This is a genomic window from Shigella sp. SIG6 (assembly GCF_053555815.1).
This window is the reverse complement of record NZ_JBQZXC010000004.1, coordinates 52,135-66,599: the sequence shown is the minus strand read 5'-3', so window position 1 is coordinate 66,599 and position 14,465 is coordinate 52,135. Positions and strand designations below refer to the sequence as shown.

Below are 14,465 nucleotides of genomic sequence, written 5' to 3'. Positions count from 1 at the left end.
TTGTCTATAACCACGAACCGTTATGCATCAGGTTATGCCACACTGACTGAAGCAGTAAGTGCACAGGATGAACGGAACAGAAAAAGAGATAAGAATAGTCACGATGGCTCTACGATATCCTTATCCCAGCCCCTTGGTAATATCGGGAATTTGAACTTCAATACCACGAGGTATAATTCTTCCCGGGGCACAGGAAACACGCGGTCTACCAGCCTGAGTTATAGTACGGTATGGAGAGGCATAACATTCTCCATTAACTGGGCAAAAAACGACTTGCTGACATCGCATAAATGGAAAGTAGATCGGAAATTAAGCGTGGGTATTTCAGTGCCATTATCGCTGGGTGACGAAAATCAAATTTATGCGTCTTCACAGATGAGTCGTTCGGGAGAGCAGGGTAATAACTATCAGGTTTCATTATCAGGTCAGAATAGTGGTGGTGTATGGTGGGATGTAGCGACAAATATAACTAACGCTCATCAGTCACAACCGAAGAGCACGATGAACATTGTGCAAGTTGGCAAAAATGGATCATATGGTCAGTTTAGTAGCCATTACAGCTCCAGCGAAAACATGAAACAGCTAGGTGCAAATTTAAGCGGTGGGATACTTATTACAAGGGATGGACTTACATTTGGTCAAAATGTGGATGGGACATTAGCCCTTATAGAGGCACCCGGAGCAACGGGGGTTAACGTTAATGGCTGGCCGGGACTGAGTACTGATTTTCGTGGGTATGCAATACTGCCAGTGCAGCCATACCGAAGAGACGATGTTATTCTGGATGAAAAAACGATAGGTAAGAATTACGACTTACCACAAACTAGTCAATTGGTTGTACCGACAGCTGGAGCCGTTGTGCCTGCGACATTGGCAGTGAAGAGCGGGGATAAAGGATTAGTAACCTTAAAACAGAAAGAGGGTAAACCCGTCCCCTTCGGCGCTGTGATTAGTTATAGCAAAGACACTGAAAATATGGCCGGCATTGTAGGTGAAGATGGTATTGCTTATGTTTCTGGCTTGAGTGCGGAAGGCGAGTTTAATGTGAAATGGGGTTATTCTAAAGATCAATCCTGTATCGCAAAATACCAATTTCCTGCGAAGAAAAGTGCATCAGGGTTATACCAGATAGCGGCGACATGTTTATAGTTTCTAAATTAAGAAACTCATAATTTATTTTTGTGAAGATGTTTCCATTATTTGGTGGAAGCATTTTCGCGATAGCACGTAAATGCAAAGAAAGAAACTGCATTTTGCAGTGTAAATGAAAATCATGGAGAAAATATAATGAAGAAAACATTGTTAGCAATCATGCTGGCGGGGACAGCTTTTGCTTCTCAGGCGGGAACTTTAGTAAGCCAGGGTACTGAAGCGTCAGCTAATCTTACTTTGACCAAGCCTATCGTTGTTAATAATACCATTCAACTAGTGAAAGGGGTATATAGCGGTACGTTAACTGCATGGACGCCTTTGGCAACAGGTATTGTTGGCGCATCTGATGGGCAGAGCCACGACTATGCTGTAACTTTCCCGGATGATATTTATGCGGAGAGCAGTACTTCAGCGGATGCAGTAATTTCTGGTGACAATAACCCGGACCATAAACTGAAAGTTTCCCTGACAACGCTTGAGCAGGATCCTCCTTCAGCTGCCTCCGAAGAGATTGGCGGTAAGCGTTATATGATGCTGAAAAATATTGGAACAGGTGGTGCCTATCGCGTCGTTTCCCATATGAAAGAACAGGTTGTTGAGCCAGACTCTTACACCATCCGTACCCAGGCTTATATCTACGCAGAATAATGCAGATGATTAGTTAATTTCATGGCGGGATTTGATATCCCGCCTTTTTTAACTTATAAAAAAAGACATAGAATATATTATTTATTAAGCGAGGGTGATTTTTACATCAGTTGAACTGAATTAGCGCTTTATAAAAAAGCGCTTCATAAACTTTTTTCTTAATTCCCAGCTTATTGATAGCACGAACTTTATGTGCATACACGGTCTTGATGCTAATATTCATTGCGGCTGAAATCTCATTAACGGATCTACCCTGCGCAACCATTTTCATGGTCTCAATTTGTTGAGGAGAGAGTATATCTGTTAAAAATCTTATTTTTTTAGGCTTGCTGTTAAAAGCATCATTGATAGCGTTTTCTATTTTTGTAATCTTTTCTGTCGGTGATATTATTTTAACTCCTCCCAGTTTCGATGCCAGAGAACAAAGATCTTCTGAGTGATGCCCAGTAATGATGACGATAGGTGTCATCGTTTTCATTATATTTTCTTCAACAATGCGTGAGAATATACTATAAGTATCAGCGACGGTGCACCCGGTCATAATTAACACGTCAGGTTTTGTCTCGCATTTATGAGAGAAGGCTTTAAAGTGATTTAGCCTTAAGTCTCTTTTCTTTTCCAGAAGGTAGCGGATACCCATAGCAAAACAATTATTTTGTGAGATGAGTTCAACGGTCGTGCACACCGGTGAACAATAAAAAGATTTAAAAGGCAGAAAAGACTCTGTCACTCTATTATCTTGTTCGTATGTAATGCCTTTTGCGTTTAGCCCTGACCAGTCATCAGGTATCATAAATTCTGAGTCATCGGGTCTCATGAGTAAGACATTATTCATCTTAAGTAGCTCCTGAGTTATTTTCGATAGCACCTAATGATGAAATTACATGCGTTGATAATTTCATGTGGTGCGCTTTCATTTACTTAGGAGTATTCTTGCATCACTTTTCGCCTTGCGATACTTTATATTGATAAAACTGACATGTTCGGTTTTTTTATTCTGTGGATATAAGTTTTATATGACTTTTTCAGGGTTATATTTGTATTTTAGTTTCTTGTGTCAGTTCCACCAGGAATAGGCTAAAATGACAAAATCTTATTTTGTGTTGTTGCCTGCATGGAGCGGAGATGTTTTTTCATTATCAATGACGCGATTATTTTTGATCTGAACAAATGCTCGCTCTCGAATGTAAATACCTAGGATGAGATAAATTTGCCAGCTACGGCGGGGTGTATTTTGGCAGTGTTACTGGAAAGTAATGGTGGAGCGGTTGACAGGAACTCAATCATTGATAGCGTTTTGGAGAGATTTTCATTTGATCTGTCAAACAACACATTGAACCAATATATATCCCTGTTACGCAAAAGTTTTAAAAATATTGGTGTTGAAGAAAATGTGATTCTTACGATACCCAAAGTAGGCTTTTACATCAGTGAAAACATAACAATAAGTAAACAATCTTATGATGATTCTCATTTACAAGAAGATGTTGTTGAAAAAGTAGAGCGCAAAAGGAGTATTCCTCTTTTTCGCATTTTGATTTCGCTTGTGGTAGTAATTGTTATTATTGAAATGTTTGCCGTGGCTTTTAAAGATACCTACAGTATAACGGATTATCCATTGGTTAAATCAGGTAAGATTGACACCTGTGATTTATATCTTTCAGAGAATCTTAACGAGATTGGCCTCGCTAAATCTCAAATAGAGGCCGCTGAAATTTCGAAAAAGCATTTACCCTGTGTGCCAGGTGCAAATTTTATATATGATGTAAATAGTATGCATTATTTGCTTGGGGAAGGGCAGCGGTATTTATCAAGATGTATAAAATCCTCTAATGACGAAACTTATGCAATTTGTTCAGAGGTGCTATTATATGACTAATAAGAAAATGTATTTTATATTAATACTTGTTTTCACATTGCTACAGGTGTGTTTTTTTGCTCTCTGGAAGGCTCGTGATGGTAGCACAACGTCTCTTGAATGTACGTCGACGTTAACAAGAAATGCTAAAACAGATCATTCTTTATACTACTCTGCTAACCTTTCAGTCATTTTAAAAAAAGATGGTAGCGGTAGTTTTACGATTGTTGGCTTAACTGATGAAGATACACCGAGGAAATTTTCCCATTCGTATTTTTTTACCTACAAAATAGATAGTAACGAACGGATCTCAGGTAATGCTAAGGCCAAAGTTTCGGGACTGGAAAATCAGATAAAGGATGAGAACTTCAGACTCAATTTTCTCGATGCATCTTTAACAGGTAAAGGCAATGCGAGGCTAAGCAAGTTTAATAATGTCTATATTTTTAGTATCCCGGGGTTGATCATTAACACATGTGCTCCAATATAAAATTATAATTTTATATTCTACATTATTTCACTAAGTTCGTAAAAAACCAGCGTTAAGATATGAATAACGCTGGGATTATGTAAATTTTAATTTTTTTTCGCAGAACCGGCCTCTAATATTGAAACAATAGAGAACAATGTAAAACATACTGCGCCTAATCCAACCAGAACCCGAGATGGAATAAAGTAGTCCAGCTCAGTTTGTGCGATTTCCGCGAGGAATGATGACAAAAACAAGCAAAACAGACAGGTAAATACCGGTATCATTGGTATTTTGTTGGCTAACGAACAGGTACGTCTCCAGACCAGTGCCAGTAGCCAGACTTTTGAGAATATGCTGTAACAGATCATTCCGAGGCAAATGAGAATAATGCCGGGAGCCAGTCGGGCGCTTGCATCGGAACTGACTAAGACGTATATCCCCTGCAGCACCGTGACTGAGCCGAGAAAAATAACCCAATAACACCACAGCCAGTGCTCTTTGGATGAGAACGTATTACGTGTTTGATGGACGATTGTGGCCACTAGGCCAATTAGACAGGCACAGATTGCGGTTAACCCAAGGCGACATAATGCGGAGTTATGTCGGCACTATGTAACAGCGTAATAGACCAAATGAAACCGAGCAGGGTGAGTAAAACGGGAACGGCAATGAGGCAATTACCGATTAATGAAGAATAAGCCTGTACCGGTGTTCCGTCGCTCTTGCTCCCCGCTGCATTTTTGGGAATGAGCAGAAAGTGACCGGACGACGCTGCCACCGTCGATACACATGCGGCAATCATACCAACGCCAAAAATAACATGGCCGGCAACAAACTCGTCTGCCATCACATCATTACCTGCTAACAGTGCCCAACCCCATATCATGGTGATAATTGACCCCGCATAGCCAATAATGGGGAACAATGTATTGTAAAACGTATTAACGCCGCGCGTGAGCTGCGAAATGATAATAAATGCGGTAGTGAATAATGCCAGGCATATGGCCGCCAGAGAAATGAGCACATGACCCGTGACGTTGCCCTGAACTTTCCAGCACAAAGCCACCTAACGCGATGCAAATTAAGCCTATAATCAAAGGGATTAATTTGAAAAGCTACCCGATATATATGTTCACTTTAAACTCCTCAGGTATCCCTGCTAATATTGAAATGTGCATTAATGATAATTTCAGCCTGTTAATATAACGACGAGATATCATTAAAGACAAATGCATAGCATAACTATAGCGGGGTTTACTGTGCCGAGTGCCATTTTTTAGCGGTCAAAAGGCCATGATAAATAAATATTTATCCTAAGATTAATTCTTATTCTGTTGTTTTTTTTACAATTGTCTTCCAGGGATGGATTGTTTTCCATTATTTAGTAAAAGACCGGATAGTCTCGGTGCTTAAAATCAGCGAACATATAAGTATTATTGTTTTATATCGTCGTAAATATGTCTTTCAGACATGTATCATTTATTTTTTACTAACAGGTCAAAAATATCGCGGGTTATTTATGAAAGCAATTGACAATATATTTAAGTACATCCCTTCAAACCATAAAGATAAGCATTCAGATAAAGTTAATAATCATCAACACCATAGCAAGGTTGATAAAACACATCGTTCAAAGATAGTTGAAATTGATAAACTGGATAATGATTCGCAAATAGATAACGATTTTGGCATGCATATCATCTATTTCCTGCAACATGGTCACTGGAGGGTAAATGAACATAGTCTTCAGATGGAGAAAATATGGTTTTACAATAGTGAGCCATCTATAGATATTCAAGAATATAATAGTTTTGCCGATAATACTACTAACACGTTTATCTTTACAATTATACCAGACAATAACCATGTGATAAAATTATCGTCTCCCATTACAGTTAAGATTGAGTGTAAGGATGGTTATTATTTTATTAATTTCTCCGGAGATAAATCAGACATAATTTATAAAGTTAATGGGCTTTCTATCATACCTGAAAATTTCTTTACTCTTCTTAGCGGTAATTTTAAAGCTGACTGGCGTTGGGATGTCTCTAAAGAGACGTTTCCTAAGGATAAGTTTGATAGCTATGTTAAATCTGTGTTTTCTAAAATAGACTTTTATAAACAATGTGGTGTGATTAACCCACAAAATGCCAACACGGCTTATTTTGGCGATACAGATGGAAGAGTAGGCGCTGTACTTTATTCATTGCTCGTTTCAGGGCATATAGGCATCAGGGAAAAGGGTTGGAGTTTATTATGTGAATTATTAAAACACGAAGACATGGCTTCATCTGCATACATACATAAAAATAATAAATTGCTCTACAATTTATTAAATACGAGAGACATGATATTGAATGAGTTGCATCAACATGTTTTTTTAAAGGACGATGCGATAACCCCTTGTATCTTCCTTGGGGATCATACAGGCGATAGATTTAGTACTATTTTTGGTGATAAATATATCCTTACTTTGCTAAATTCTATGCGAAATATGGAGGGTAATAAAGATAGCCGTATTAATAAAAATGTCATCGTTCTGGCTGGAAATCATGAAATCAATTTTAATGGTAACTATACTGCACGACTAGAAAATTATAAACTCTCTGCCGGTGATACGTATAACTTAATTAAAACGCTCGATGTTTGTAATTATAACTCAGAAACTAAAGTTTTAACCAGTCATCACGGAATAATAAGAAATGAAGAAAATCAATGTTATTGTCTCGGTGCTTTGCAGGTTCCATTTAATCAGATGAAAGACCCAATTGATCCTGAGGAATTAGCAAATATATTTAATAAAAAACATAAACAACACATGGATGATCATCTTCTCCATCTAATTAGAAGCAATGCTATAGCACCCACACCTGTATATGAAAATTATTTTAATAACACTACTGCTTTCAGACCAAAACCTGAAGATATCTTCAAATGTGGACAGACGCTCAAAAAAACTAAACAGAAATTTGGCTATTATGGATTAGGGGTAGACCAGCATCAAAAAATTGATAATTATACCATGGGGCTAAATTCTTGGAAGATAGCACCTAACGAACGTGGTGATAAAAAAGGTGTCCCAGGGCTTAGTTGTTTTCAACCTCAATAAAACTTCATGAGTGCTGTGGTATCTCTTTTTAATTTTGCCAGTATTTCATAGGTTTTCTTAATCGATTGTAGAGGTATGTACTGATGACGCCTCTACAATCTTTAGGGACTTTCTCTGCTATGAGATAAGAAATTTCATATTATGCTTTAAGGCTGAATGATTTGTGCAAAATATAATTATTTTCCCATCGAATATGAGGTGTATGTCATAAGATAAAATGTTAACTATGTATTCCTCGCGGTGAATAATATGAGGTAAAAGATGAAAATTGGAACTGTGGCAGGCACTAATGGCAGTACAACGACAATCGCAACAAATGATATGGTGCAAGAGCATGTTACCAACTTCACTAAAGAACTGTTTGGGTATATTGCAAATGGTATAGGTGATGATATATCAAGTATTGCCAGGACAATGCTCGGTGAAGTTGTGGAAAAAATTGATGATTGGCAAATAGAACGTTTCCAACAATCTATTCAAGATGACAAAATTTCATTTACCATACAAACGAATCATTCAGAAAAATATAGTATGCTATCGGGCATGCGCGCTCATATTCTACGTAGGAATAACTGTTATCAGTTTATTGTGACAATTAATAGTAAAAATTACGGTTGCCCTCTTGATAATACCGATATTAATTGGTGCAGCATTGTTTATTTACTTAATAATATGACAGTAAATGATAATGCTAATGATGTTGCAGTTACTGAGTCGTACAAACCCATCTGGAACTGGGAAATATCGCAATACAATGTATTTGATATTAAATTCGAAACAATTATAAAACCCCAGTTCGCTGACAGAACCTATTTCTCCAATTGTTCACCTGTTGATCCCACAAGTACCAGGCCGACCTATTTTGGCGATACCGATGGCTCAGTCGGTGCAGTTTTGTACGCGCTTTTTGCAACAGGACATTTGGGAATCATGGCTGAAGGAGAAAATTTCCTTAGCCAGTTGCTTAACATAGAAGATGAAGTTCTCAACGTATTGCTAAGGGAGAACTTTAATGAGCAACTTGACACTAATGTTAATACAATAATCAGTATACTGAACAGAAGAGATAATGTTTTAGAAAGTCTTCAGCCTTATTTGGTTATTAATAAAGACGCAGTCACGCCATGTACGTTTCTTGGCGACCAAACCGGCGATCGATTTAGTAATATCTGTGGCGATCAATTTATCATCGATTTGTTAAAACACATAATGAGTATCAATGAAAATGTTCATGTATTAGCTGGAAATCATGAAACGAATTGCAATGGTAACTATATGCAAAACTTCACGCGCATGAAACCACTTGATGAGGATACCTACGACGGGATAAAAGATTATCCTGTATGTTTCTATGACCCCAAATACAAAATAATGGCAAATCATCATGGGATAACTTTTGATGATCAGCGAAAACGTTACATTATAGGACCGATAACTGTCTCTATTGATGAAATGACCAATGCTCTCGATCCGGTCGAATTAGCGGAAATTATTAATAAAAAGCATCATGCTATAATTAATGGCAAAAAGTTTAAAACTAGCCGGGCTATCTCTTGTCGATCCTTTAATCGTTATTTTTCTGTTTCGACAGATTACAGACCTAAACTTGAAGCACTATTAGCATGTTCACAAATGTTAGGTATAAATCAAGTTGTTGCACATAACGGAAATGGTGGGAGAGAACGCATAGGTGAAACGGGGACAGTTTTAGGTCTTAACGCCCGTGACAGTAAACATGCTGGAAGAATGTTCAGCATGCATAATTGCCAAATTAACCCTGGTGCAGGGCCAGAGATAACCACTCCCTGGAAGTCTTACCAGCATGAAAAAAACAGAAATGGACTTATGCCTTTGATTAGAAGGCGCACAATGTTACAGCTCTGAACCATAGACAACATGAATATTAATGTTACTATCTGGTTGAGACTGTTGATAAAACGTAAAAAGGAATGCTCTGTTCCTGCAACTGAACAGGCGTGAAACGCGATCCAACAGGATGGATACCGTTTTGTCAGCCAGTTTTATAGATCACACTTATGAGTATGCGTGTTTCATTTACGGCCAGGAATGCTGATGATGACAACATTACTACCCGTTTTCACTAAGCCTTCCCCGTTGGCGCTCAATGCTCTGCGCGCTGGTCGTATTTGTCGTTTCCTTCTTATCCCGGATGGAAGAATCCGCTGAACGTCGTTCGGCGGCAGTTGTAACACGCGTCGTTTGCTTACAGGGATTATGGCGGGTCGATTATGGATAAGAGTAAGCGCCATCTGGCGTGGTGGGTTGTCGGGGCACTGGCGGTGGCTGCCGTCGTGGCGTGGTGGCTGTTGCGCCCGGCGGGTGTGCCGGAAGGCTTTGCTGTCAGCAATGGGCGCATTGAAGCGACGGAAGTGGATATCGCCAGCAAAATTGCCGGGCGTATCGACACCATTCTGGTGAAAGAAGGCCAGTTTGTTCGCGAAGGCGAAGCGCTGGCGAAGATGGATACTCGCGTGTTGCAGGAACAGCGACTGGAAGCCATCGCGCAAATCAAAGAGGCACAAAGCGCCGTTGCCGCCGCGCAGGTTTTGCTGGAGCAACGACAAAGTGAAACTCGTGCCGCACAGTCGCTGGTCAATCAACGCCAGGCCGAACTGGACTCTGTTGCCAAACGTCATACGCGTTCCCGCTCGCTCGCCCAACGAGGGGCTATTTCTGCGCAACAGCTGGATGACGACCGCGCCGCCGCTGAGAGCGCCCGAGCTGCGCTGGAATCAGCGAAAGCCCAGGTTTCGGCTTCTAAAGCGGCTATAGAAGCAGCACGCACCAATATCATTCAGGCGCAAACTCGGGTCGAAGCAGCGCAAGCCACTGAACGGCGCATTGCCGCAGATATCGATGACAGTGAACTGAAAGCCCCGCGTGACGGACGCGTGCAGTATCGGGTTGCCGAGCCAGGGGAAGTGCTGGCGGCAGGCGGTCGGGTGCTGAATATGGTCGATCTCAGCGACGTCTATATGACCTTCTTCCTGCCAACCGAACAGGCGGGCACGCTGAAACTGGGCGGTGAAGCCCGGCTGATCCTCGATGCCGCGCCAGATCTGCGTATTCCTGCAACCATCAGTTTTGTCGCCAGTGTCGCCCAGTTCACGCCAAAAACCGTCGAAACCAGCGATGAACGGCTGAAACTGATGTTCCGCGTCAAAGCGCGTATCCCACCGGAATTACTCCAGCAGCATCTGGAATATGTCAAAACCGGTTTACCGGGCGTAGCGTGGGTGCGGGTGAATGAAGAACTTCCGTGGCCTGACGACCTCGTGGTGAGGTTGCCGCAATGACGCATCTGGAACTGGTTCCCGTCCCGCCTGTCGCGCAACTGGCGGGCGTGAGCCAGCATTATGGAAAAACCGTTGCGCTGAACAATATCACTCTCGATATTCCGGCCCGTTGCATGGTCGGGCTGATTGGTCCGGATGGCGTCGGGAAGTCGAGTTTATTGTCACTGATTTCCGGTGCCCGCGTCATTGAGCAGGACAATGTGGTGGTGCTGGGTGGCGATATGCACGACCCGAAGCATCGCCGAGACGTCTGCCCGCGCATCGCCTGGATGCCGCAGGGGCTGGGCAAAAACCTCTACCACACCTTGTCGGTGTATGAAAATGTCGATTTTTTCGCTCGCCTGTTCGGTCACGATAAAGCGGAGCGGGAAGTGCGAATTAATGAGCTGCTGACCAGCACCGGGTTAGCACCGTTTCGCGATCGTCCGGCAGGTAAACTCTCCGGCGGGATGAAGCAAAAACTTGGGCTGTGCTGCGCGTTAATCCACGACCCGGAACTGTTGATCCTTGATGAGCCAACAACGGGGGTTGACCCGCTCTCCCGCGCCCAGTTCTGGGAGCTGATCGACAGTATTCGCCAGCGGCAGAGCAATATGAGCGTGCTGGTCGCCACCGCCTATATGGAAGAGGCCGAACGCTTCGACTGGCTGGTAGCGATGAATGCCGGAGAAGTGCTGGCAACCGGCAGCGCCGAAGAGCTGCGGCAGCAAACGCAAAGCGCCACGCTGGAAGAAGCATTTATTAATCTGTTACCGCAAGCGCAACGCCAGGCGCATCAGGCGGTAGTGATCCCACCGTATCAACCTGAAAACGCAGAGATTGCCATCGAAGCGTGCGATCTGACCATGCGTTTTGGTTCCTTCGTTGCCGTTGATCACGTCAATTTCCGCATTCCACGCGGGGAGATTTTTGGATTCCTTGGTTCGAACGGCTGCGGTAAATCCACCACCATGAAAATGCTTACCGGACTGCTGCCCGCCAGCGAAGGTGAGGCGTGGCTATTTGGGCAACCGGTTGATCCAAAAGATATCGATACCCGCCGTCGTGTGGGCTATATGTCGCAGGCGTTTTCGCTCTATAACGAACTCACCGTGCGGCAAAACCTGGAGTTACATGCCCGTTTGTTTCACATCCCGGAAGCGGAAATTCCCGCGCGAGTGGCTGAAATGAGCGAGCGTTTTAAGCTCAACGACGTTGAAGATGTTCTGCCGGAGTCATTGCCGCTCGGCATTCGCCAGCGGCTTTCGCTGGCGGTGGCGGTGATTCATCGCCCGGAGATGTTAATCCTCGATGAGCCTACTTCTGGTGTCGATCCGGTGGCGAGGGATATGTTCTGGCAGTTGATGGTCGATCTCTCGCGCCAGGACAAAGTGACTATCTTCATCTCCACCCACTTTATGAACGAAGCGGAACGTTGCGACCGCATCTCACTGATGCACGCCGGAAAAGTGCTTGCCAGCGGTACACCGCAGGAACTGGTTGAGAAACGCGGAGCCGCCAGTCTGGAAGAGGCATTTATCGCCTATTTGCAGGAAGCGGCAGGGCAGAGCAACGAAGCCGAAGCGCCGCCCGTGGTACACGACACCACCCACGCGCCGCGTCAGGGATTTAGCCTGCGCCGTCTGTTTAGCTACAGCCGCCGCGAAGCGCTGGAACTGCGACGCGATCCAGTACGTTCGACGCTGGCGCTGATGGGAACGGTGATCCTGATGCTGATAATGGGTTACGGCATCAGTATGGATGTGGAAAACCTGCGCTTTGCGGTGCTCGACCGCGACCAGACCGTCAGTAGCCAGGCGTGGACACTCAACCTCTCCGGTTCCCGTTACTTTATCGAACAGCCGCCGCTCACCAGTTATGACGAGCTTGATCGTCGGATGCGTGCGGGCGATATCACGGTGGCCATTGAGATCCCGCCCAATTTCGGGCGCGATATCGCGCGTGGTACGCCTGTGGAACTCGGCGTCTGGATCGACGGAGCGATGCCCAGTCGTGCCGAAACGGTAAAAGGTTACGTGCAGGCAATGCACCAGAGTTGGCTTCAGGATGTGGCGAGCCGACAATCGACACCCGCCAGCCAAAGCGGGCTGATGAACATTGAGACGCGTTATCGCTATAACCCGGACGTAAAAAGCCTGCCAGCGATTGTTCCGGCGGTGATCCCGCTTCTGCTGATGATGATCCCGTCAATGCTAAGCGCCCTTAGCGTGGTGCGGGAAAAAGAGCTAGGGTCGATTATCAACCTTTACGTGACCCCCACCACCCGTAGCGAATTTTTGCTTGGCAAACAGCTGCCGTACATCGCGCTGGGGATGCTGAACTTTTTCCTGCTCTGCGGCCTGTCGGTGTTTGTGTTTGGCGTACCGCATAAAGGCAGTTTCCTGACGCTCACCCTGGCGGCGCTGCTGTATATCATCATTGCCACTGGAATGGGGCTGCTGATCTCCACCTTTATGAAAAGCCAGATTGCCGCCATTTTCGGAACGGCGATTATCACATTGATCCCGGCGACACAGTTTTCCGGGATGATCGATCCGGTAGCTTCGCTGGAAGGGCCTGGACGTTGGATCGGCGAGGTTTACCCGACCAGTCATTTTCTGACTATCGCCCGCGGAACGTTCTCGAAAGCGCTGGATCTGACTGATTTGTGGCAACTTTTTATCCCGTTGCTGATAGCCATCCCGCTGGTGATGGGCTTAAGCATCCTGCTGCTGAAAAAACAGGAGGGATGATGCGCCATTTACGCAATATTTTTAATCTGGGTATCAAAGAGTTGCGCAGTCTGCTCGGTGATAAAGCGATGCTGACGCTGATTGTCTTCTCGTTTACGGTGTCGGTGTATTCGTCAGCGACCGTTACGCCAGGATCGTTGAACCTCGCGCCGATCGCCATTGCCGATATGGATCAATCGCAGTTATCGAACCGGATCGTTAACAGCTTCTATCGTCCGTGGTTTTTGCCACCGGAGATGATCACCGCCGATGAGATGGATGCCGGACTGGACGCCGGACGCTATACCTTCGCGATAAATATTCCGCCTAATTTTCAGCGTGATGTCCTCGCCGGACGCCAGCCGGATATTCAGGTGAACGTCGATGCCACGCGCATGAGCCAGGCATTTACCGGCAATGGGTATATTCAGAATATTATCAACGGTGAAGTGAACAGCTTTGTCGCGCGCTACCGTGATAACAGCGAACCGTTGGTATCGCTGGAAACCCGGATGCGCTTTAACCCGAACCTTGATCCCGCGTGGTTTGGCGGGGTGATGGCGATCATCAACAACATTACCATGCTGGCGATTGTATTGACCGGATCGGCGCTGATCCGCGAGCGTGAACACGGCACGGTGGAACATTTACTGGTGATGCCGATAACGCCGTTTGAGATCATGATGGCGAAGATCTGGTCGATGGGGCTGGTGGTGCTGGTGGTATCGGGATTATCGCTGGTGCTGATGGTGAAAGGTGTACTGGGCGTACCGATTGAAGGCTCGATCCCGCTGTTTATGCTGGGCGTGGCGCTCAGTCTGTTTGCCACCACGTCAATCGGCATTTTTATGGGGACGATAGCGCGTTCAATGCCGCAACTGGGGCTGCTGGTGATTCTGGTGCTGCTGCCGCTGCAAATGCTTTCCGGTGGATCCACGCCGCGCGAAAGTATGCCGCAGATGGTGCAGGACATTATGCTGACCATGCCGACGACACACTTTGTTAGCCTCGCGCAGGCCATCCTCTACCGGGGTGCCGGATTCGAAATCGTCTGGCCGCAGTTCCTGACGCTGATGGCAATTGGCGGCGCGTTTTTCACCATCGCACTGCTGCGATTCAGGAAGACGATTGGGACAATGGCGTAAGGAAGGGAAACTTGACTTCATACTGTGATGTCATAAAGTGAAGTCATAAGGAC

General features: G+C 44.5%; 10 protein-coding genes and 2 pseudogenes. 10 read left to right on the top strand and 2 right to left on the bottom strand.

Annotated elements, in window-relative coordinates:
• Together ACUU1M_RS01735 and ACUU1M_RS01730 are read left to right on the top strand one after the other, a co-directional pair.
• Positions 1–1,149 (top strand): fimbria/pilus outer membrane usher protein, encoded by a 1,149-nt coding sequence (locus ACUU1M_RS01735; RefSeq protein ID WP_005077873.1) that lies wholly within the window; start codon positions 1–3, stop codon positions 1,147–1,149.
• Between the two features lie 138 nt (positions 1,150–1,287).
• A complete protein-coding gene (locus tag ACUU1M_RS01730; RefSeq protein ID WP_000751952.1) occupies positions 1,288–1,800 on the top strand; it encodes a hypothetical protein in 513 nt (170 codons plus the stop codon).
• Between the two features lie 106 nt (positions 1,801–1,906).
• Here the strand turns inward: ACUU1M_RS01730 and ACUU1M_RS01725 are convergent, their stop codons facing one another.
• Positions 1,907–2,668 carry a response regulator transcription factor gene (locus tag ACUU1M_RS01725; protein WP_171763489.1) on the bottom strand — a complete coding sequence of 254 codons (762 nt, stop codon included), beginning with the start codon at positions 2,666–2,668 and terminating at the stop codon, positions 1,907–1,909.
• A 246-nt stretch (positions 2,669–2,914) separates the two neighbouring features.
• On the opposite strand from ACUU1M_RS01725, the pseudogene ACUU1M_RS01720 reads away from it, so the two are divergent.
• Positions 2,915–3,679: pseudogene (locus ACUU1M_RS01720) on the top strand (winged helix-turn-helix domain-containing protein).
• The gene (locus tag ACUU1M_RS01715) at positions 3,672–4,148 is read left to right on the top strand and encodes a hypothetical protein (protein ID WP_171763490.1); all 477 of its coding nucleotides are present in this window, start codon (positions 3,672–3,674) and stop codon (positions 4,146–4,148) included. The pseudogene ACUU1M_RS01720 and the gene ACUU1M_RS01715 overlap by 8 nt, the downstream one beginning before the upstream one ends.
• An 86-nt stretch (positions 4,149–4,234) precedes the next feature.
• Here the strand turns inward: ACUU1M_RS01715 and ACUU1M_RS01710 are convergent.
• A pseudogene (locus tag ACUU1M_RS01710) lies at positions 4,235–5,233 on the bottom strand (DUF2776 family protein).
• A gap of 416 nt (positions 5,234–5,649) precedes the next feature.
• Between ACUU1M_RS01710 and ACUU1M_RS01705 the strand changes: the two are divergent.
• From ACUU1M_RS01705 to ACUU1M_RS01680, 6 genes are all read left to right on the top strand, one after another.
• On the top strand, positions 5,650–7,239 hold the full coding sequence (locus ACUU1M_RS01705; protein ID WP_134799735.1) for a DUF4049 domain-containing protein: 1,590 nt from the start codon (positions 5,650–5,652) through the stop codon (positions 7,237–7,239).
• A gap of 261 nt (positions 7,240–7,500) precedes the next feature.
• Positions 7,501–9,123: a DUF4049 domain-containing protein gene (locus ACUU1M_RS01700; RefSeq protein WP_005077881.1), complete on the top strand. Its 1,623-nt coding sequence runs from the start codon at positions 7,501–7,503 to the stop codon at positions 9,121–9,123.
• A 189-nt stretch (positions 9,124–9,312) separates the two neighbouring features.
• A complete protein-coding gene (yhiY, locus tag ACUU1M_RS01695) occupies positions 9,313–9,426 on the top strand; it encodes a protein YhiY (RefSeq protein WP_001296785.1) in 114 nt (37 codons plus the stop codon).
• A gap of 62 nt (positions 9,427–9,488) precedes the next feature.
• The gene (locus ACUU1M_RS01690; RefSeq protein WP_000361463.1) at positions 9,489–10,556 is read left to right on the top strand and encodes an HlyD family secretion protein; all 1,068 of its coding nucleotides are present in this window, start codon (positions 9,489–9,491) and stop codon (positions 10,554–10,556) included.
• Positions 10,553–13,288, top strand: a complete 2,736-nt coding sequence (rbbA, locus tag ACUU1M_RS01685; protein ID WP_000149092.1) for a ribosome-associated ATPase/putative transporter RbbA — start codon at positions 10,553–10,555, stop codon at positions 13,286–13,288. Before ACUU1M_RS01690 ends, rbbA begins: the two co-directional genes overlap by 4 nt.
• Entirely contained in the window at positions 13,288–14,412 is a 1,125-nt protein-coding gene (locus ACUU1M_RS01680; RefSeq protein ID WP_001216257.1) for an ABC transporter permease, read from the top strand. The genes rbbA and ACUU1M_RS01680 overlap by 1 nt, the downstream gene beginning before the upstream one ends.
• The last annotated feature ends 53 nt before the right edge of the window (positions 14,413–14,465 follow it).